The sequence below is a fragment of the Fervidicoccaceae archaeon genome, from assembly GCA_038734945.1.
GTDB lineage: Archaea > Thermoproteota > Thermoprotei_A > Sulfolobales > Fervidicoccaceae > ARK-14.
The window spans coordinates 35008-54146 of record JAVYOA010000002.1 but is presented as its reverse complement, the minus strand read 5'-3'; the positions used below and the strand labels follow the sequence as shown (position 1 = coordinate 54146).

Annotated in this window: 24 protein-coding genes and 1 tRNA gene; 10 read left to right on the top strand and 15 right to left on the bottom strand. The window is 41.2% G+C overall.

Annotated elements, in window-relative coordinates; translation table 11 throughout:
* Positions 1-13 precede the first annotated feature (13 nt).
* The gene (locus QXR92_01520) at positions 14-847 is read left to right on the top strand and encodes a twin-arginine translocase subunit TatC (protein ID MEM0318689.1); all 834 of its coding nucleotides are present in this window, start codon (positions 14-16) and stop codon (positions 845-847) included.
* 149 nt (positions 848-996) lie between these two features.
* Here QXR92_01520 and QXR92_01515 read toward each other — a convergent pair.
* Both QXR92_01515 and QXR92_01510 read right to left on the bottom strand, forming a co-directional pair.
* Positions 997-1072, bottom strand: a tRNA-Arg gene (locus QXR92_01515).
* A gap of 78 nt (positions 1073-1150) precedes the next feature.
* Positions 1151-1381, bottom strand: coding sequence for a hypothetical protein (locus QXR92_01510; GenBank protein ID MEM0318688.1), 231 nt, complete (start codon positions 1379-1381; stop codon positions 1151-1153).
* A 170-nt stretch (positions 1382-1551) separates the two neighbouring features.
* Between QXR92_01510 and QXR92_01505 the strand changes: the two genes are divergently transcribed.
* Positions 1552-1782 carry a zinc ribbon domain-containing protein gene (locus QXR92_01505; protein MEM0318687.1) on the top strand — a complete coding sequence of 77 codons (231 nt, stop codon included), beginning with the start codon at positions 1552-1554 and terminating at the stop codon, positions 1780-1782.
* 11 nt (positions 1783-1793) lie between these two features.
* On the opposite strand, the gene QXR92_01500 is transcribed toward QXR92_01505, so the two are convergent.
* The 3 genes from QXR92_01500 to QXR92_01490 are packed head-to-tail and all read right to left on the bottom strand — an operon-like array spanning position 1794 to position 3575.
* Positions 1794-2378: a hypothetical protein gene (locus QXR92_01500; GenBank protein ID MEM0318686.1), complete on the bottom strand. Its 585-nt coding sequence runs from the start codon at positions 2376-2378 to the stop codon at positions 1794-1796.
* Positions 2375-3097 (bottom strand): ABC transporter ATP-binding protein, encoded by a 723-nt coding sequence (locus tag QXR92_01495; protein MEM0318685.1) that lies wholly within the window; start codon positions 3095-3097, stop codon positions 2375-2377. Before QXR92_01495 ends, QXR92_01500 begins: the two co-directional genes overlap by 4 nt.
* Positions 3033-3575, bottom strand: coding sequence for a QueT transporter family protein (locus tag QXR92_01490; protein ID MEM0318684.1), 543 nt, complete (start codon positions 3573-3575; stop codon positions 3033-3035). Before QXR92_01490 ends, QXR92_01495 begins: the two co-directional genes overlap by 65 nt.
* 99 nt (positions 3576-3674) lie before the next feature.
* Between QXR92_01490 and QXR92_01485 the strand changes: the two genes are divergently transcribed.
* Entirely contained in the window at positions 3675-5054 is a 1380-nt protein-coding gene (locus tag QXR92_01485) for an MATE family efflux transporter (GenBank protein MEM0318683.1), read from the top strand.
* A 2-nt stretch (positions 5055-5056) separates the two neighbouring features.
* On the opposite strand, the gene hypF is transcribed toward QXR92_01485, so the two are convergent.
* Entirely contained in the window at positions 5057-7372 is a 2316-nt protein-coding gene (gene hypF, locus QXR92_01480; GenBank protein MEM0318682.1) for a carbamoyltransferase HypF, read from the bottom strand.
* Positions 7356-8423 carry a hydrogenase formation protein HypD gene (hypD, locus tag QXR92_01475; protein ID MEM0318681.1) on the bottom strand — a complete coding sequence of 356 codons (1068 nt, stop codon included), beginning with the start codon at positions 8421-8423 and terminating at the stop codon, positions 7356-7358. The genes hypF and hypD overlap by 17 nt, the downstream gene beginning before the upstream one ends.
* Positions 8424-8493: 70 nt before the next feature.
* On the opposite strand from hypD, the gene hypE reads away from it, so the two are divergent.
* Entirely contained in the window at positions 8494-9525 is a 1032-nt protein-coding gene (gene hypE, locus QXR92_01470) for a hydrogenase expression/formation protein HypE (protein MEM0318680.1), read from the top strand.
* A gap of 12 nt (positions 9526-9537) precedes the next feature.
* Positions 9538-9756: a HypC/HybG/HupF family hydrogenase formation chaperone gene (locus QXR92_01465; protein MEM0318679.1), complete on the top strand. Its 219-nt coding sequence runs from the start codon at positions 9538-9540 to the stop codon at positions 9754-9756.
* Here QXR92_01465 and QXR92_01460 read toward each other — a convergent pair.
* Positions 9721-10377 carry an alpha/beta hydrolase gene (locus QXR92_01460; protein ID MEM0318678.1) on the bottom strand — a complete coding sequence of 219 codons (657 nt, stop codon included), beginning with the start codon at positions 10375-10377 and terminating at the stop codon, positions 9721-9723. The genes QXR92_01465 and QXR92_01460 overlap by 36 nt on opposite strands.
* Before the next feature lie 95 nt (positions 10378-10472).
* Positions 10473-11069: a MarC family protein gene (locus tag QXR92_01455; GenBank protein MEM0318677.1), complete on the bottom strand. Its 597-nt coding sequence runs from the start codon at positions 11067-11069 to the stop codon at positions 10473-10475.
* Between the two features lie 125 nt (positions 11070-11194).
* On the opposite strand from QXR92_01455, the gene QXR92_01450 reads away from it, so the two are divergent.
* Positions 11195-12043, top strand: a complete 849-nt coding sequence (locus QXR92_01450; GenBank protein MEM0318676.1) for a hypothetical protein — start codon at positions 11195-11197, stop codon at positions 12041-12043.
* Positions 12044-12045: 2 nt separating this feature from the next.
* Here QXR92_01450 and QXR92_01445 read toward each other — a convergent pair whose 3' ends face one another.
* Both QXR92_01445 and QXR92_01440 read right to left on the bottom strand, forming a co-directional pair.
* Positions 12046-13065, bottom strand: a complete 1020-nt coding sequence (locus tag QXR92_01445; GenBank protein ID MEM0318675.1) for a methionine synthase — start codon at positions 13063-13065, stop codon at positions 12046-12048.
* Positions 13066-13067: 2 nt separating this feature from the next.
* Positions 13068-14051: a hypothetical protein gene (locus tag QXR92_01440; protein ID MEM0318674.1), complete on the bottom strand. Its 984-nt coding sequence runs from the start codon at positions 14049-14051 to the stop codon at positions 13068-13070.
* Between the two features lie 128 nt (positions 14052-14179).
* Between QXR92_01440 and QXR92_01435 the strand changes: the two genes are divergently transcribed.
* Together QXR92_01435 and QXR92_01430 are read left to right on the top strand one after the other, a co-directional pair.
* Positions 14180-14908, top strand: coding sequence for a hypothetical protein (locus tag QXR92_01435; protein MEM0318673.1), 729 nt, complete (start codon positions 14180-14182; stop codon positions 14906-14908).
* 186 nt (positions 14909-15094) lie between these two features.
* Positions 15095-15337 (top strand): ferredoxin, encoded by a 243-nt coding sequence (locus QXR92_01430; GenBank protein ID MEM0318672.1) that lies wholly within the window; start codon positions 15095-15097, stop codon positions 15335-15337.
* A 127-nt stretch (positions 15338-15464) separates the two neighbouring features.
* Here QXR92_01430 and QXR92_01425 read toward each other — a convergent pair whose 3' ends face one another.
* Positions 15465-15749: a PqqD family protein gene (locus tag QXR92_01425; GenBank protein MEM0318671.1), complete on the bottom strand. Its 285-nt coding sequence runs from the start codon at positions 15747-15749 to the stop codon at positions 15465-15467.
* Between the two features lie 8 nt (positions 15750-15757).
* Positions 15758-16219 (bottom strand): OB-fold nucleic acid binding domain-containing protein, encoded by a 462-nt coding sequence (locus QXR92_01420; GenBank protein ID MEM0318670.1) that lies wholly within the window; start codon positions 16217-16219, stop codon positions 15758-15760.
* Positions 16220-16437: 218 nt separating this feature from the next.
* On the opposite strand from QXR92_01420, the gene QXR92_01415 reads away from it, so the two are divergent.
* Complete coding sequence (locus tag QXR92_01415) at positions 16438-17235, top strand: carbon-nitrogen hydrolase family protein (protein ID MEM0318669.1); 798 nt, start codon at positions 16438-16440, stop codon at positions 17233-17235.
* 11 nt (positions 17236-17246) lie between these two features.
* On the top strand, positions 17247-17753 hold the full coding sequence (gene rnhA / locus QXR92_01410) for a ribonuclease HI (GenBank protein MEM0318668.1): 507 nt from the start codon (positions 17247-17249) through the stop codon (positions 17751-17753).
* A gap of 162 nt (positions 17754-17915) precedes the next feature.
* Here rnhA and QXR92_01405 read toward each other — a convergent pair whose 3' ends face one another.
* Positions 17916-18467: a hypothetical protein gene (locus QXR92_01405; protein MEM0318667.1), complete on the bottom strand. Its 552-nt coding sequence runs from the start codon at positions 18465-18467 to the stop codon at positions 17916-17918.
* Positions 18448-19131, bottom strand: a complete 684-nt coding sequence (locus QXR92_01400) for a hypothetical protein (GenBank protein MEM0318666.1) — start codon at positions 19129-19131, stop codon at positions 18448-18450. The genes QXR92_01405 and QXR92_01400 overlap by 20 nt, the downstream gene beginning before the upstream one ends.
* Between the last annotated feature and the right edge of the window lie 8 nt (positions 19132-19139).

The following is a 19139-nucleotide window of genomic DNA, read 5'->3' as shown; positions in this document are numbered from 1 at the left end:
TGGGCTGAAGAGAATGCGAAAGAAAGGAGGAACTGAACAAAGTGAACAGCCAATTGAAAAGCATCTCGAGGAGCTTTCAGAGAGACTAAAGAAAATCCTCATTTTTTTCATATCCGTTTGGATCATAATCACATTCATTCCCATAGATGTATCACATTCTTACGTACCAATTGTTGCTGAACTATCAAAGGACATGGTCAGCTATGTGCTCCCCTCCAACGTAACTTGGTATGGTCACACATTCAATGTAACTGTAATATACACATCTCCATTTGAAGGCTTCAATGTTATACTTTACACATCTCTCTTGTTTGCAGCGATTATCTCCTCTCCATTCATAGCATATGAAATATATGAATATGTGAAGCCAGCTCTATACCCAAATGAGAGAGAAAGGATGAAGGGGGCAGCCGCAGCTGGAGTAGGACTATTTATTTTTGGAGCTCTTTTGGGATATTTCGTTCTAGCTCCAATAACTATGAAGATCATGCTTCTTCTACAAGCAGCTCCAGCTCCTACAGAGAACTTCCTCATAAGCATGACTTATTCCAAACTCCTCTCCTTCATAATAGGAATAACACTGACTACGGGAGCTATATTTGAGATCCCTCTTGTCATCTACTATCTCATCGTATTTGGAGTAGTGGACGCTGAAAAGCTCAAGGGCTATAATTCCAGACTGATCTTCATAGCAATACTCTTTATTGCTGCTGTGATAACCCCTGATCCCTCCGGAATAACAATGTTCATGCTAGCAATCCCATTTTACTTAGTTTTTTTGCTGGGTGTTCATTTAGCAAGCAGAAAGAAAAAAGAAACAGGGTTTTCGAGGGAGATAGGAGGTTAATTGAAAAAGCATAATTAAATGGCATTGGCATTCGCGCTAATTTTTGAAAAACACCTATTAGCTATTACAAGCTATGAGCATTAGCACTTCAAGGATATTTGATTTAAGTCAACAATTATGATGATTTTTTAGCTAAGGAATAATTACCACGGGCCCGCCGGGATTTGAACCCGGGATCCCCGGCTCCGAAGGCCGGTGCCTTAATCCTGGCTGGGCTACGGGCCCAAGCACCTCTATATCTGAGAAGGAAAATAAAAGTATATTTTCCGAAGAAGTCTGCTTATTTTTAAAAAAATGGAAAAATTAATGGGAGGAGCTCTCCAGCTTCTTTTCCAGCTCTTCTATCTTCTTTTTCAATTCCTCATATCTTTTCCTATCATTGCTTGATAGATCTATGCGCTTTATAACATAGACAACGATCCCAATCCCAATTGCTATAAAAAGAAGCCATACTATTAGCATCATCATTGGGAAGAAGAATCCTCCTATGCCCATTCCCCAAAATGGCCAAAATCCCCAGCATCCAAAGCACATAACTCTCACTACTAAATGTTTTGGAAAAAATCTTTAAAACATCTTTCGCACATATTCTTTTTTTGAATGAACCTTTCTATAAATTACAGGAAAGGTATTTCAAAGTTCTATTTTGCTATCAAAAATACATATCTCAAAACAGCAATAGAACCTCCAAGGTCAACTTCGAAGTGGTTCATACATGGACATTGGAATGTCTAGCGAGAAGAGTGATCGAAGTAGGAAAAGAGCACGGTATAAAGGTGGAGCTCGTTAATGAAGAGAACACTTCCTCGACCTGCCCACTATGCAGAGTGAAGAACCAAGAGCACAAGAGGATATATAGAGGATTATTGAATTGCTACAAGCACAGCAAGGTGTTCATCGCAGACCTAGTAAGAGCATTATCATCGCATGTGTAAAAGACAAAACTCTAATCTCCCCCTCTTGCTTCAATGCTCTCAGCAACGCTCTCCATCTTTTCCAAGATGAAATAAACATAGGATATGAGAAGAGGAACGAAACTCCACGGATTTCTAACCCTTGCTTCATATCCTCTGCTTTTAAAGGAATCCTCAACATTTTTGAGAGAATTCATGAAGTAAAAGATTGAAGAATAAGTGTATATAATGATTCTCCTCCTACCAAATAGACTCTCTAGATCACTGTTATCAGTTGTTGAAATGAACAAAATTAGAGAGAGCATAGTGGAGAGAGTATATGTAGTGACTCTCAGAATCGAGAAAAAGCTTCCACCATAAGCTAAGCTTATAGCATCTATTGGAATTACAGTCGTGGAGAACAGAAAGTAACCACCTAGCAAAACTCTGAAGGCACCAGAAACGGAAAGAAGAACTGAAGATAAGATCGCTATAGCAATAGAAATTTCTTGCTGATGAGGAAGAGCTATTGATATTAAAGATAAAAGCAAAATTGCAGCCTTCAAGACGCTAGCCTTCAATCCTTTCAGCTCGGTTCCCGCTTCTCTAGCCTTCACTATCTCCTCTATTAGATTCAACTGATCGCTCTCCTCGTTACGATGTTATTTCTTTCGAGCTCATCCTCTGTTATTTCTCCAAACTTTTTAGCTAAAACAACCTTCCCTTCCTTAAGAACAACTACTTTCTCCGGACGAATGGAATCGATCGTCAAAGCATTGTTAAGGGCAACAACAACTGTTTTTCCCTCATTTTTAAACATATTCAAGAGCTTGAGAATAGATATATATCCATCCAGATCCATCTCATTGAATGGTTCATCGAGGAGAATTATTGGCTGATCAGCCACAATAACGCTAGCAATAGAAACCCTCCTAGCTTCTCCACCACTCAGCTTGAATGGATTTCTTGTCATGAGCTTCTCTATCCCAAGAATTTCCAGAACATCCCTCCTCCCTGCTGCTCCAATGTTTTTCAGTATAAACTCCACCTCTCTCTTCACATTCTCCTCGAAGAATCCACTGTAGGGGTTTTGCCAGCAATAACCTATTAGCCTTGCTCTTTCCTTAGGTTTCATCAATCCTATGTCCTTTCCGTCAATGAAAATTGTTCCACTTTCTGGCCTAATTAGCCCAGCCGCTGTCTTAAGCAGTGTTGTCTTTCCACTGCTATTCTCACCTAGGAGAACTGTTATTCCTGGGTCAAACCTCAAAGACACATCTTTCAGCACTTCTCTACCGTTCAGCCTTACCCTCACTTTGGCTAGCTCCATAATCATTTCTCTCTGCTCCCTCTCCATACCGTTTTTCCAGCCCAGTTGCTAGTAAATAGCCCCCTATTCCAAATGTGAGGATCTCGCCTATAGCAACACCCCCCATACCATAGAGCAGGGGTACCTGATAGATTAGTCCAAGAAGGACGTATCCTATTATGAAATCTACTGCAGCTATCCCAAGAGCAATACCTGTAACAAGAGATATCCTCAATGGGAATGGTAACTTTCTCGAGGCATATACTAGCAGTGATGAGGTGAAATTTGCAAGCGTTCCTAGAACCATGTCATATGCCCCATAGGGAGAAGCGAGGTTAGAGAGAAAAGCTCCCACAGTTAATCCTATGACTCCCTTCAATCCAAATCTCCTCGAAAAAGGCAAAGACAGGAGAATATCGCTTATCCTGGCCTGAATAGGACCGTACGCGATTGGAGCAACCATTATAGTTAAAGCCGCATAACCTCCAGCGATCAACGAAATTTCAACAGCATCTTTCAATTTCACAGTAGAAACCACCAATAGCAGAAGATCATTTACCCCTAATTAATTTTTAAACCAATCAAGGGAAAAATTAAAAAATAAAAATGAAGGCGCGAGGTTCAGATGGAGAAAGGGGAGAATAGGGAGCTGCTTGAGAACAGAACAAGGATCTTGTACGGATCTCCCCTGAACACCTTGCTTTGGCTATCATGGCCAGCAATTGTAGCAAACTATGTAAACATGGCTTATAACTTAATCAATGCTCTCTGGCTTGGAAGGCTTGGAGTTGAACAGTTTGATGCCCCGACAATAACTTCGACTGTTATTTGGCTCTTTCAATCTATTGGAATGGCATATTCTACTGCTGGCTCAACAATAATCTCCCAATATTTTGGTGGGGGAGACCTACAAAGAGCTTCAAAATCGTCAGGCTTCAGCATTACCTTTCTCTTTATCCTAAGCCTTTTTGTCTCGATCCCAGTCTACATGGCAACTCCATGGATCATCTCCGTTATGAATACCCCATCGGACGTATATCCCTTTGCAGTTTCTTACATGAAGCTAAGCATCCTTGGTACTCCTCTCGTCTTTCTTTCATTTTCCCTGACATCCATAATGAACTCATATGGTGACACTCGAACTCCAACAAAAATCAATATAGCTAGCATCATCCTGAACATGATTCTTGACCCCATCCTTATCTTCGGCTTATTCGGATTCCCAAGATTGGAAGTAAAGGGGGCAGCCATAACTTCGAACATAGCAAGGGGATTTCAAGCTTCTCTATTGCTTCTTTTCCTCTTCAGAGAAAAAGGAGGGATGAAGCCGTCCAAGGATGATCTGTTTCCCAATAGCTACATTTTCAAGCTAATTAATAAAGTAGGTTTTCCGCTTGTCATTCAGAACATAACTATAAACTTAGCTTTCTTGATAATGATGTCTATTGTAGCACATTTCGGGGATGCTGCAGTAGCAGCGTATGGCGTCACTCTGAGGCTTTTGGATATAGTTCAATCGTTCACATGGGGAATAAATAGAGGATTATCTATAATGATAGCACAAGCCATAGGAGCAGAAATATATGAGAGAGCAAAGAAGGTTGCATCAATTGCCCACAGGTTCGTTTTCCTCTCTCTCCTCATCGGAGCCACTTTAATCTCAATCTTCAGAATACCACTCATAAGAGCATTTATAAACGATGATGCTGTTGCTTCAGTGGGATCCTCTCTGATGATAGCTTTTGCTGCTTCACTCCCATTTCTAGGGCTCTTTTTCACCAGCAGTGCCCTTGCCACTGGATCTGGCCACACGTTGAATTTCACAATACTTTCCATAATTAGACTCTATGTTTTTAGAATAGGACTGAGCGGCCTACTAGGCTTTCTTTTCGGTCTCGGTCAATTGGGAGTTTGGATTGCTATTTCCTTAAGCAATTTATACGCTGGAATCGGAGGCTACTTATGGGCAAAAAAGGGAGAATGGCTCTCAAAAGCTGTGAGGTAAATTTAACCCAATACTCCATTTTGCTTGAGCCCAGCATATATAATTTGACCAAGAGCTATTCCTCCATCACCAGGAGGAACTTTTCTTCCAAATCTCAAACTGAGCCCCTCTTCGCTTACTGCTTCCCTAATTCCTCTCGTAATTATTGAGTTCACAGCAGCCCCCCCACCAAGGAGAACAATACCACTTCTAGAATATTTGGAAGCTACTTTTCCTAAAGCTCTACCAAGCTCAAGCTGAAGAGCGTATAGAAAGTCCCTTGCTTCCTCCCTTTCCTTTATCTCAGAGAGCTTTAAGAGAACCTCGCCCAGATCGATTCTCTCACATCCCTGCTTCCTTATTTTCACGCCTATATCATCTCTATCTTTCCCATTCAAGGAAAAATCCTCGATCATCATTGGTATTTCCCCATCATAATCAGCATAGCATCTCAATCCAAGGGCACAGCCGAGAGCGTCAAGGAGCCTGCCTAAGCTTGAAGAACTAGGAAAGACAGATCTTCCGTTTGTTAGAACATCAATCAACTTCTCCCCATCGCCTTTCCACTCTTTTTCCATTAGACGGAAAGACCTCAACAATGCTCGGGCATCTTCTCCGAAATAGGAAAAAAGAAGCCCTGCCAGGGGCCTAACTGCTTCCTTAACCGCCAAATCCCCTCCAATTAGAGGGAAATCGCTGAGAGAACCCACTCTCTCACATCCGCTTTTCTCTATCATCAGCACTTCCCCTCCCCAAATATTACCATCATCTCCATAGCCTGTTCCATCAATCGCTATTGCCGTCGATCCCAGAAGACTATCATTCCAATCTCCATCTGTAGCCTGAAGAGCATGGGCACAGTGATGCTGAACTCTCAATTCTTCTATAATTTCCATGCGAATTCTATTTCTATAGAGCCTGTTTTGAGGATACATTGGATGCTTATCCATGACAACTGTTGATGGAGATCCCTGAATACCATACCACGAGCTCAATCTATTTATTGTAGAGAGTAGAAACTGCAACGAGCTGAAGCTGTCCATGTCTCCTATATGCTGCGTTAGAACGACCTTGTTATCAAAGGCGATTGCACCAACATTGTTCAGAAATGCCCCCAGGGCTATTACAGGCCTCAAGAAATCGATTTTAACTTCAATCCAGGCAGGAGCAAAGCCCCTAGATCTTCTCAGGATGACCTTTTCTCCATCAACAAATTTAACCACACTGTCGTCTACTCTATTGAATACAGGCCTATCATGATCCAGAACGTAATCAATTGAGTCTCCAAGACTTTCAAGCAAACATGAAAGATCAGTGCACGTAGGTTCTCCTGATATGTTTGCACTTGTCATTACAGCTATTCCATCTCTCACTTCCCTCATCAGAAGAAAGTGAAGAGGTGAGTAGGGAAGCATGAAACCCAAAGTGTTTAGTCCTGGAGCGACCTCTGGAGATACTATGCTATCATCTTTCCTTCTTAGCAGAACTATTGGTCTCCAAGGTGATAGAAGCTCTTCTCTCTCGATTTCTCCCACGTATGCATTTTTTTCAATAGTTTCTATATCTCTTGCCATTAGGGCAAAAGGCTTTCTCATCCTCCTCTTTCTCTCTCTTAGCCTGGATACAGCATCTGAGGAAGTTGCCAGAACTGCTATATGATATCCTCCTATGCCTTTTATAGCTACTATATGTCCTTCATTTATTAAGCTTGCAGCTTCTTGAATGGGATCCTCAACGTCGATTTTTCTTCCATAGGAATCGAGGAGGCTCAGTTTAGGACCACAAATAGGACAGCTAATTCCCTGAGCATAGAATCTTCTAGCATTATTCGGATCTCCGTACTCACTTCTGCATCTTTCACATAGTGGAAAGAGTGACATGGATGTGTTCTCTCTGTCATAAGGAAGCTTAATCATCATACTATATCTAGGACCGCAGTTCACACAGGAGTGAAAAGGGTATCGATAGAATCTTGAGCATGGATCCAAGATCTCTCTCTGACATTCATCGCACATCCCTATATCAGGAGGTATTACTGATTTCTCCTCCTTTCTCTCCTCGCTTGGAAGGATGAAGAAATCTTTCCAACCCTCTAATTCTGCATCCTCTACCTCTATTTTCTCAATCACAGCCCTAGGAGGATGATTCCTCTCTATGGCCAGTATAAGCTCTTGAATTCTATTCAATTCACCTTCAGCATGGATCACAACTTCACTTCCGCCCAAGTTCCTTATATATCCATTCAAGCCAAGCCTCTTAGCCAATCTATATATGAACGGCCTGAAGCCAACTCCCTGAACTATTCCTATAACTATGATTTTTCTAGCTTCTTCTTCCAAGCATCCTCGCCCATATGTAGCATGTTCCCTCAGTGCTGACCATGCATGGTCCATATGGATTTTCGGGAACGCACGTTTTCATGAAGAGGGGACAACTAGTTGGAAAGCTCATGCCAAGAGTTACTTCAGCGCACTTGCATCCTGGAGGGTTATCGCTGCCAGAATCTCTATCAGCTCTAATTCCATACTGCCACATAGCATCAAGGTCTTTCCACTTTTCCCTCAGGACAAGACCGCTGTTTGGAATAACTCCAAAACCTCTCCAAGATGCATCGGATATCTCAAACCACTTTTCAATGGCTCTCTGAGCTTCCAAATTTCCCTCATATTTGACCACTCTCTTGTACGTATTTTTCAGGGAAGGGGCGTCCCTCTCAATCATCCTGAGCAGTTCAAGAATGGATATTAAAACATCTTCTGGCTCAAAGCCGGAAACAACAGTTGCGATACCATAGTCCCTTGGAAGAAACTCCCATGCCTTTGCTCCAACTATTGCGGAAACATGTCCAGGCGCTATTATTCCCCTTAAGCCCCCTCTACCGTGCTTTTCAAGCGTGTATTTCATGACTGGGGGAGTTAGCCTATGAGCGCTCAATATTTTAACATTATTTTTTCTTTCCAAAAGTGACACAGTAGCAGGAACAGTTGTCTCGAAACCAATAGCAAGGAAAACGCTCTCTCTGCTCCTATTTATTATCGCTTCCAATGGAGAATATATTACTCTTACATATCCTCCTCTCTGCTTCGCTTCCATCAGGCTCTTTGGAAAATCGCTTTTAATCCATTTTTTTCCGGGAAGCCTGAAAGCATCCCCAAAAGTTATTACTTCAACTCCTTCCAAAGAAAGCCTTATGGCTTCATCAACTATGCTGGCAGGTGTAACGCAAACAGGACATCCTGGCCCAGGTATTAGCTCCACTTCGCCCGGTAAAACAGCTCTCAATCCGCTCGAAGCGATAGTGTGCTCATGTGTGCCACAAAAGCTCATTATCTTGGTTTTTCCCAATTTTTCAGCAATTTTTCGAATCTCGCTTAGAGCGCTTTCCAGCAAAGCTCCTCACACATTTGATTTTTTAACGAGTATAGCCTAATTTTTCTTGTGTATTTTGAGGAGTAGAATCATGCTGAAGAAATCAAATATCACGCTGGCAGATGGAGCAGGTGGCATAGAAACAGAAAAACTAGTGAGAGATCTGCTTTCTGAGGCAATATCCCTTGCAAAAACATGGAGAACCAAAGGAATAATCGGCCTAGATATAATGGATGATTCAGGCTTCATAAGGATCAATGAAGATCTCTATTTAGCTATAACAATAGATTCTTTTACAATACAGCCAATCTTTTTCAAAGGTGGCAGCATTGGAAAGCTAGCTGTGGATGGAACAGTGAACGATTTGGTGGTTTCTGGTGCTACCCCACTAGCCATACTCGATGCCATAGTAGCAGAGGAAGGAACTGAAATAGATCTCCTCAAAAAGGCTGCTGATGATATGATAAGAGAGAGCAAATCTCTTGGAGTAGCGATTGTTGGAGGAGATTTCAAAGTAATGCCTAGAGGTCAAATTTCCGGATTTACAATAACTACAGCAGGAATAGGATTGACAAAGAGACCCATCACTGATGACAGAATAAAAATAGGGGACAAAATCATATTGACTGGAGGCATTGGTGAACACGGTGCTGTGATAGCTGCACATCAGTTTGGCCTTGAGCTGAATGAGGATGCTAAGAGCGACGTTCTTCCTCTTATGAGCCTGCTCCCCCTATTTGAAAAATTCGGAAGCTTTGTGCACGCTGCTAGAGATCCAACAAGAGGGGGGCTCTCAATGGTTTTAAACGATTGGTCAGAGCTGAATGGAGTGAGAATCGTGGTCATGGAGGAAAAGATTCCCATTAAACCATGGGTAAAAGGCATTTCGGATTTGCTCGGAATAGATCCTCTTTCACTTGCAAGTGAGGGTAGAGCAGTGATAGCTGTAGAATCCTCGATAGCGGAGATCTTCCTAGAGGAGATGAGAAGGAGCGGATTCCCGGAAGCTGAAATCATAGGAGAAGTTACTGGGAAGGGAAGCGAAGTCCTGCTTAGAACTAGAATAGGGGGGCTCAGGATTCTGGATCCCCCTTCCGGAATTATTGTGCCGAGAATATGCTGAGGTGGAACAAAGATGTGTCTTGGAATAATAGGCAGGGTTATCAGCAAGGATGAAAAGGAGAAGATCGCAAAGGTGGACATAGGAGGAGGAGCCATTGTACAAGCCGATGCTTCGTTTGAGGATGTAGAGGTTGGGGATTATGTTGTAGTGCATGCTGGTGTGATAATATCCAAGGCATCCGAGGAGGACTACAAGCTAAGGGAAGAAATCTTCAGATCTCTCAGCAGCTGAGCTCTCTCTATAGCTGTTCTTTCTATAGAAGGAAATTACATCCTTAATGAATCTGTCTTTCTGATAGAGATAGGCAGGATGTCCTGAGGATTCATAAATAACAATTTTCGATCTCTTTGCGAGAGAAGCAAAGGATTTTATCGATTCAAAATCAATTATTGTATCTTTGTCTCCGAGTATTATATATACTGGACTATCGATTTTGCCGATTTTCATTCTCACCTTTTCCTCCTCAGTTCCAACCGGACCAACAAGAATAAGCCCCCTAGCAGGTCTCTCCTCAGCATACAGGATAGCAAAATAGCCTCCCATGCTGGCACCCAATAATATTGGTGCACCTACTCCTCCCAGATGCTTCTCAATGGAATCCTCCAAAAAGGTTAAGTTCATTAGCGCATCTGTAGTTCTTCTAGTGCATTCGCTTCTTGTAGCATATGGCATGTCAAGTGCGAAAAATGGAATTCTCTCCTCTTCCAATTTCTGCAGAAGTCCAATTTCTTTCCAAACTAAGCTATTGAACGTATATCCATGGAGGAGAACTAAGTAATTCTTCTCTATGCTTTCTTCACTGCGAATATATCGACAGCAAATACTCCCCACACAACCTTTTTCTTCCCTCAACGGTCATCATCATCTCTTTATGTTCAATTTAAGTTATATTTAGCTTTTTCAATTTCTACTCGCATAAATAAATTATTTTCCAACTTCACCAAGTACTATTGAAAAAATTTGGGAAAATAGCTCTGCAGTCCACCCAATAGCATCTCTATAGCAAATGAAGCAATTATCAGCGACATGAACTTTCCCAATCCATTCACAAATGTAGGACCCAGTAATCTTGATAGGAAGGTTGATGCCAATAGAGTGAGGTATACTAGAAAGCATGCTAAGAAGGAGGATAGCAGTGTGGCTGCTATTCCTTTCAGCCCACTGAGGAGTATCAAAGTAGTCATTGTCCCAGGACCAACTATTAGAGGGGTAGCAATTGGAACCACGATCAGATCTCCTGTTTCCACCTTTTCGGGCTTATGTCCCGTTATCAGCGTATCAATGGCAACCGACAGAAGTATTATGCCCCCTGCAATCTTCAAGCTGGAAAGACTAATTCCAAAAATGCTCAAAATATAGTTTCCACCTAAAACGAACAGAGTCGTAAGTAATAATATGGCAAAAAATACTCTATTAACCATTCTGAAAAAGCTTCCCTCAGTTGATTCAACTACTTCCAGGAACTTTGGAATCGCCACAAGAGGATTCATCACAGCATAAAGCTGGACTACAATAGGGATGATTGAATCCTGAGAGATCTGCATGTTTAGCACCATTCAACGTTAGAGATTCTGAATACTGGATTAATAAGCAAGATCCCGAGCAAAATCAAAAAAAGGAGAAAAGCTAATTTAGAATCGTACTCCAGTTGAAGTGAGGTAACATTAAAATGTGCAGAATGCTAGCAATGATGGGAATGCCATCTACTCATTCTATAAATACCTATGAGAAAATGGTGAGTGCACTTGTTTCTTCTGCATATTATGATCCATATGCCAAGAGAATATTTGGTCCTAAGGGCTCCTCACACAAGCATGGATGGGGAAGAGCAACCTTATACTTGGATAGCGGAAACATCTCATATTCGATAATTAAGCACATGCACCCAATTTATGTGAAGAAGCCTGAAATAATACCCGGCAATTCCGTCGACTCTGAATACTTCAAGCCATTCATCATTGATCTAATTCATGCGAGGGCAGCTTCTCCTGATACAGAAGTCAGCATATTCAACGTTCAGCCATTCGAGTTCTCGACTAGGACAGGAGAAAAGCTCATAATAGCTCACAACGGCTCAGTTGACAAAGAGCGATTGGTTTCAGAAATAGGCTCATTGGTTCCAGAAGGTGTTGCTAATAGATACAGCGATACATTCATGCTAGGTCAGTCTCTCTCAACGGAATTGGGGAAAAGTTTCGATATAAGTACAATCAAAAGATATAAAGAATACGTGAAGTCAGCTCTGAATTTAATAGCAGTTCTAATAGCAGAGGGAGAGATCCAGGTTCTATTCGGAAGCTATTTTATAAATGCTGATCATGCACCTTATTACAGGCTATACTTGAAGAACGAGAGAAACAGCTTGATCGTTTCATCTTCTACTGCAATCGACTACTATTATGATGATGATATTTCCTCCTGGATACCAATAAACAATGGAGAGTTCTACATTGGAAAAATAAAGTATGGGGAGGGAATGGCTAAGCTATCAGAGCTGACCAAGCATTCCATTCTATGAAATCATTGGCATTTCGGGGTATTTGTCAGTATAGTTTTTTCATTCCCATTCTCTGCTAACTTCCTTCTAACTCTATCAGTACCTAGCTTAATAGACTTCAGCTTCTCTCTAGCTATGCTCCTAGGTAGAAGCTTGAGTCCACAATCAGGATTAATGTAGAGGCATTCAGGCTTCACATACTTCAGTACCTTCATTATAGCGGCTTCAACCTCCTCTGGAGATTCTACTCTTCTGCTATGAACATCTACAACTCCAAAGCCGAGCTCCACCCCTAGTCCCTCTACAACTTCAAGATCGCTGAATCCTCTATTTGCAAACTCGAGGGCAAATTGAGATACTTTCAATCGATCATAAAACGGTTTCAATATTCTGTAATCAGAATAGCAAACATGAAGGCCTATCTTCATGTTAATTCCTCTAACGGCCTCATTTATAGCTTCCACTGCCCACTCCATTTCATCAGGATGTGTTGTTAGGGCGGGCTCATCTATTTGCACAAATGTTGCTCCTGCTCCCTCTAACTCCTTAAGCTCTCTGTTAATAATTTTAGCTAACTCGAAGGTTGCTTCTTCCTTGCTCCTATAATATATTATGTAGGACCAATCTGCTATGGTATAAGGTCCAGTTATGGGAATCTTTACAGCCTTTGCTGTTGAGACTTCTCTGAGAAGCTTATATTCCTCAACTGTCATAGGCCCCTTCCATTTCAATGGACCCACAATTCCAGGCTTCCTGAAATAGTTATTTCCCCACACTCTGACGTTTCCGAAGAACTTGAACCCTTCAATTCTTTCAGCAAAATATTCTACCATTTCCTCCCTTCTCATTTCCCCATCTGATGGTATATCAACTCCCAGCAGCTCTTGCTCTCTAACTACGGAGGAAACTGCATCCCTATATGCTTCCTCCATATGGGAATCCTCTATTTTTCCTGCCTTCCTCAACTTAATGCTCTCTCTCAGCCATTTTGGCTTTGGATAGGAACCAATGACAGAAATGGGTAAAATAGGAAGTTCCACCATTTCTACCACCTCATCCCTGAAACCACATTTGAAAGCTTTCTTAGCTTGCTGATCGCCCACTTTGGAGGTATAAAGTCCATAGGTGCGTTGTTTCCTACAAAAATTTCATTGAAGCCAAGGTCCCGAGCTCTGAAGATCCATTTCTTGATAAATGAGGCTCTCTCTCTAATCGGATTTCTAGAATTCAGAGCACCCATGTAAATTCTCTTTTCTCCAATTTCGGAGAGAGCTTCTACAGCCTTCCGCGAATTTCTAACATGAAGATCTATGCCTAATATTGAGTTTGGTCGCACGACCTTCAGAAGAGTATTCCAATCTCTCAAACTGAGGTCGAAGTAAGTTAGTAAAATGAAGTTGCTCGTCTTGAAATTTTCAAACAAATTCGATAATTCCTCAGAAGCAGCCTGCTTCATTTCTCTGCTAGTTCTCCTGCTTGTCATGGCTGGCTCATGAATCTCAAATGTGGAAAATCCCTCCTTTTTCAACCTCTCTATCAAGGGAAAGAGGAAGCTCTCTCCCCAAGCAATTACTAGATCTTTGCTTGAAGGATAGAAGCTATTCTGAGAGAAGAGAGAAAGTGTAGCTGGACCGGGAAATGCAACTTTGAGCTCTAATTTGTTCTTTTCTTTCAATTTTTCTCTGATCTTTATTATCCAATTAATATATTCTCCCTCCCTGAACGATATACTTTCTTTAACAATGGGGGCTCTTAGAAAGAAATTGTTATCGAAGAATCTTACTAGTCCATTAACTCCTACATTTGACATGGAAACAACTGGATTGATTATATCATCCGACCATAGCATTCCATCAGTGCTCTGCGAGAAGCCAAGAGCTTCAAGCAAATTCAACAGCTTCAGCTCCTTTGTTGCTATTTTGTCAATGAATGATGTATCATCTATTTCGCCTGATTTTCTCATAGAATGAATTTTTGCGACACCCTCGTCTCTTGGAAATGAGCCGGAAAAGCTAAGAACAACCTTCATTTCTTTTACCTCAATGACCTCCTTGCTTGAGTCTTAGTATCTTATATAATGAGCTTTTTAAGCATTTCATATCTATACTTTCTTACACAAAAAACGTGTAGCACATTACAGGAAAAGGTGAAGGAGTTTTGAAGCTTTTTGCCGAATTATCATTTGAGCTAGGAAAGGAGGAAAAGAGACTAAAGCAGGCAAACTCTCTCATATGTGAGGAGAAATCAATCTTCTCAGGAGTGGACATTCCTGAATCTCCACTCAGCATCCCCTCAGCAAACTCCATTGTCATAGGCAGCATTTTAAAGCAACAGTGTCCCAAAGCTGAAATATTTTCTCATATTAGGCTGAGCGATCTCAACCCAATTTCCTTCATTTCACTTGTTTCGGCAGCTAATCTAACTGGGATTGATGCCGTTTTTGTTACTTCCGGTGAGAAGGATGAGAGAGGATTTAAAAGCCAGATAACTACCGAAGAGGCCCTATCCCTGGCAAAAAACTACAAATTGGAAAAAAAGCTGGGAGCAATTATAAGCATGAGATATGATGAGCAAAAAATTTTGGAGAGACTATCACTGGGCTTCAAAAAATTCCTGATCCTCAGAATGACTATGGAAGAAATTGAAAAGCTCGAGAGAATTTCTGAAAGAGGCAGAGAATTGAAGATAGAGCTTTATCCATATATCATAATAAAAACAGAGAAGAACTTGAGCATAATAGAGAGAATTTCCCAGCCGAGCTATGATGCTTCAACCGTTAAGAATGTGCTAGATAAAATAGAAGATCTTGTTAGCGGCGTCATTATATCGACAGCTGGAGACATAAAATTCTTGAAAAATCTTGAGAATACTCTATTCAACAAATAGCTCTTCTCTGCAACTATATTCTATTTAAATACTTTATGCTAGAGACTCGTTTGCCAAATCAATTCAAAATAGATCTCTTTCCAAAAATCCCTTTTCTAAGAAAGATATTACTTTTAAATGTGAACTTTCGGAACAATTGTTGCATATTTAAATATAACGAGTTTAAAAATAATCTGGGTGAACTCAATGGCAAAAGTAAAGGTAACAGTTGACAGAGATACATGCATAGCATGTGGTGTAGCTCCCACAGTATGTCCGCAAGTATTCGTTCTTGGAAGCGATAACGGCAAAAACAGAGTTGTGGATAAGTACTCCACTAACTTGACGGATTCACTTTCAGAAGGAGAAATACCCGAGGATCTCTATGAATGCGCCGTACAAGCAGCCGGATCTTGTCCGGTTGGAGCTATAAGAGTTCAGAAGCTCTAGATTTTTTCTGTTTTTGGAAAAAATCATAGGGCGGTAGCCCACGCACCTCCCGCGGGCTACCTGGCTGCCCTACCCCGCTTTTTTTCCCCGCCAATAAAAAAATTAGGCCAAGGGTTTTTATATATTTTTATTCAAGGCTTTCTGAAACAAGATTATTTTCGAGCAGCTTGAGCATGATAACAGCTATTGGTTCTTGAAGCTCTTCTTCTGGCATATTCAGCTCAGAACTGGCTTGCTTAACTATTTCCTCAACTGTCTTGATACCATCAGCAAGCTTCCAGACATAATAGACAGCTGCAGATAGCTCATAGGTTACATTAGATTCATCTGTAATGTAGAAGTTCTCGTTATTCGTTCCTGCTTCTTCTCCCTTTCTCATAAATCTCTTTTCCTTTATTTCCGCATAGCTCATTTAGCAGCTCACCATTCTCTTCTTCTGAAGCCACCGCCTTGTCTGTAATCTCGCCTTCCTCCTCTCCTATCAAAGCCTCCCCTCCTCTCTTCCATAGGAGCTGCTGGCTCTGATTCGGGGATCTCCTCAGCATTGGGAACTTCTTCATCTCCAATTTGAGTTATTTCTGAGCTAGCCCCAACATTCAGTTGAACCTTCCCTCTATATCCAGTGGTCCATGCGTTCGTTATCTTCACAGCCTGTCCTTCCTCAATGCTTCCTGCCTTATCTCCCCACAATGTCATCTTCACTCTACCAGTTTCGTCGCCTAGAACTGCCTCACTTATTGTTCTTGTCCCTTTCTTCGTTTCTATGGTTTTTGGTTCGTTTGCTTCAAGAACCCTTCCCTTTATTGTTATGGAGCTTTCGCCTTGTTTTAGCTCCATAACTTTTTTTGTTACATTTCTTTCAGATTCGTTTTCTTCGTTCAAAATTCATACCTTCCGTTTATGTTATGACAACTTTTTCTCTATCGGATGGGAATAATAAGTATTTCCCTACTAGCTTATTTACAACCTAAAAGTTTCATATTTTATGAGAGAGAGGACATCAGACTCCATGCTTTCCAAATAATATTTATACATTCTCGAGGATTTTTTCTTAGTGATCAAATTAAAAATAAGCTTTGAACATTCCTCGGGGAATAAAAATGAAAAATAGAAGTATAACTCTTGGCATAGTACAGATGGAAAGCACTAAGGATAAGGCAAAAAACATAGAAAAGTTGAATAATATAATAAACTTGAGGGAAGCAGATCTCATTATTACTCCAGAGTATTTCATGTACAATCCTACAGGAGATGAACCAGATAGAATATATATGATGGCAGAAGAATTGGATGGAGCTTTTGCTTCTTCACTAAAAGAATTGGCAAGCAAACTAGGCGTCCACATCTTAGCAACGCTCTTCACTCCTGCCTCTAAACCAAAGGTCTATAATGAAGCAGTGATTTTCAGTCCAAAAGGAGAAATTCTGCTGAGATATAGAAAAGCTCATCTCTTTGATGCTTACGACTATAGAGAATCCGAATTCATGCTTCCGGGAAACGCACCATCTTCAATAATCGAGCTGAAAGGCACGAAAATCTCAGTAGCAATATGCTATGACATAAGGTTTCCAGAACTATTCAGAACTTATGCCCTAGGAGGTGCTGAGCTCGTGATCGTTCCTTCTGGTTGGTATAGGGGAGACATGAAGGAAGAAATTCTGCATGTATTGGGGAGGGCCAGAGCGCATGAGAACACAATATTCTTAGCTATAGTAAATCAGTATGGAAAGAATTTTACAGGAAGAAGTACCATCATAGGTCCAATGGGAGAAGTAATATACGATCTTGGTGTAGGGGAAAAATACAGAGAAATCACCATAGAAGTTTCCGAAATAGAAGAAGTGAGAAGGAAGCTGCCCATGCTGAAGCAGAGAAACACTGCGGTTTATAAGCTCTAAGGTGGAAATGCTTGGGTCTCCTTTTATATTTTGATGGTCTGTGTGAGCCTATCAATCCTGGAGGGATAGCTACATACGGCGTTGTCATCTTCGAGAATAAAAAGGTTCTGAAAGAAGAATTTGGAATTGTAGGTGCTGGATTTAGAGGAGACAATGTTTCAAACAACGTTGCTGAGTACACAGCTCTGATAAGAGGGCTGGAGCTAATTATTGAAAGCGATCTTTCTGAAAAAGATATTACCATAAGAGGAGACTCCCAGCTCGTAATCAAGCAACTCATTGGCAAATACAGAGTAAAGGCACCCAGGCTGATCCCCCTTTACAACAAATCTATCAATCTTCTCAGAAATTTCAAGTCATATAAAATCGAGTGGATTCCAAGGGAGAACAACGAAGCAGCAGATGTCCTGAGCAGAAAAGCCCTCAGGATTTTCGTAGAGGAAAATTTCGAGGAAGTCTCAAGGTTCTATGGAAGGAAATGGGCTGAATCTGTTTTGAATGACACAGTTCTCAAATAGTAAAACCTTTTAATCCTTTCCATGCATATAAAGCAGTGGCGGTAGCCCCGAACCCGCGAAGCTCATAAGGGGCCTGAGGCCTCGGAGGAACCCCGAGGTCGGTGGTTCGAATCCACCCCCCGCTACTTTTCAAGAGCGGGGCCCCGCCGCCATTTCTCCTCTTTACAGCAAGGCTGATACTTTATCTGCATATGAAGAACAGAATCCCCGAAGGTTGCTCATCTTTAAAATCATTTCGTACCTCTCACAATCTCTTGGAATGGGGGAATATCCATAAAATACTCCCAATCCCTGTATGTGCAGCATCACATGTAGAGAGCTCTGAGTATTATCCAAATTCTTACCTACAATTATTTTCCTTGCATAATTCTCAATATCATTGCAGATTTCCATTTTTTTCCTCAAATAGCATCTCATCTTATCTATTTTCACCAATGATAGAATTCTCTCCAGGTCCTTCAGCTTAACAAGAGGATAAACTCTCATCGGTTCAGAGAGCAGAGAAGAAATTACTGCCCTATATGCTTTAAATGGAAATTCTGTTGAAAAGAGGACTGCTCCATTACCAAGCTCGGCCCCCATCCTGAAGGGTATTCCTCTGCTTATTAGCAAGCTTCCAAGCTCATTTTCTGCACTTCTCTCTCTGTTTGTTCTTGTTGTTATTAGAATACCTCTGATTTCCTCTATGTGACTTTCACCCCCTCTTCGAAGCACAGAATTCCCTGAGCGGGCACATTCCGCACTTCGGGTTTCTTTTTCTGCAAATATCCCTTCCAATAGCTATCAGCTTCATGTGCGCTATTTTATAGTCAGATGCTCCCAATTTCTCCTTCCAAAAATTCGAAATTTCCTCATACTTCATCTTTCTTCCAACAATTCTCTCCGTAATTCTAGCAATGTGCCTATCGACTGGAAATGAAGGATAATTGCAATAGGAAATCATGAAGACATCTGCCGTCTTTAAACCAACGCCTTCAAGCTGCATTAGAAGCTCTTTTCCTTTTTCCCCCAACTCGCAGACCTTTTCCAGAAAATCCCCATTTTCTAAGACAATTTGGGATATGTTAAGAATTCTTCTCGCTTTTATTTTGCCCATTCCGGACGGATAAACAGCTTCAAGTACTTTTTGGTATCCAGCTTTCAATATAGCCTCCGGCGATGTCATTCCGTATTTTTCCATCCTCTCAAGAGCTAGCATAGCATTTCTGTCACTGGTGTTCTGGGAAAGAATGATGCTGACTAGCGTAATAAAAGGATTGTTCGGGTGCTTCTGGATGACATTAAAAACAATGAAAGCGCTCTCCTTGGGAATTTCATACTTTTTCAAAGCTTCTGATAGCGATGACAGATAGCCTCCACCTTTGCCGTCAACTACCAAGTCAAAAA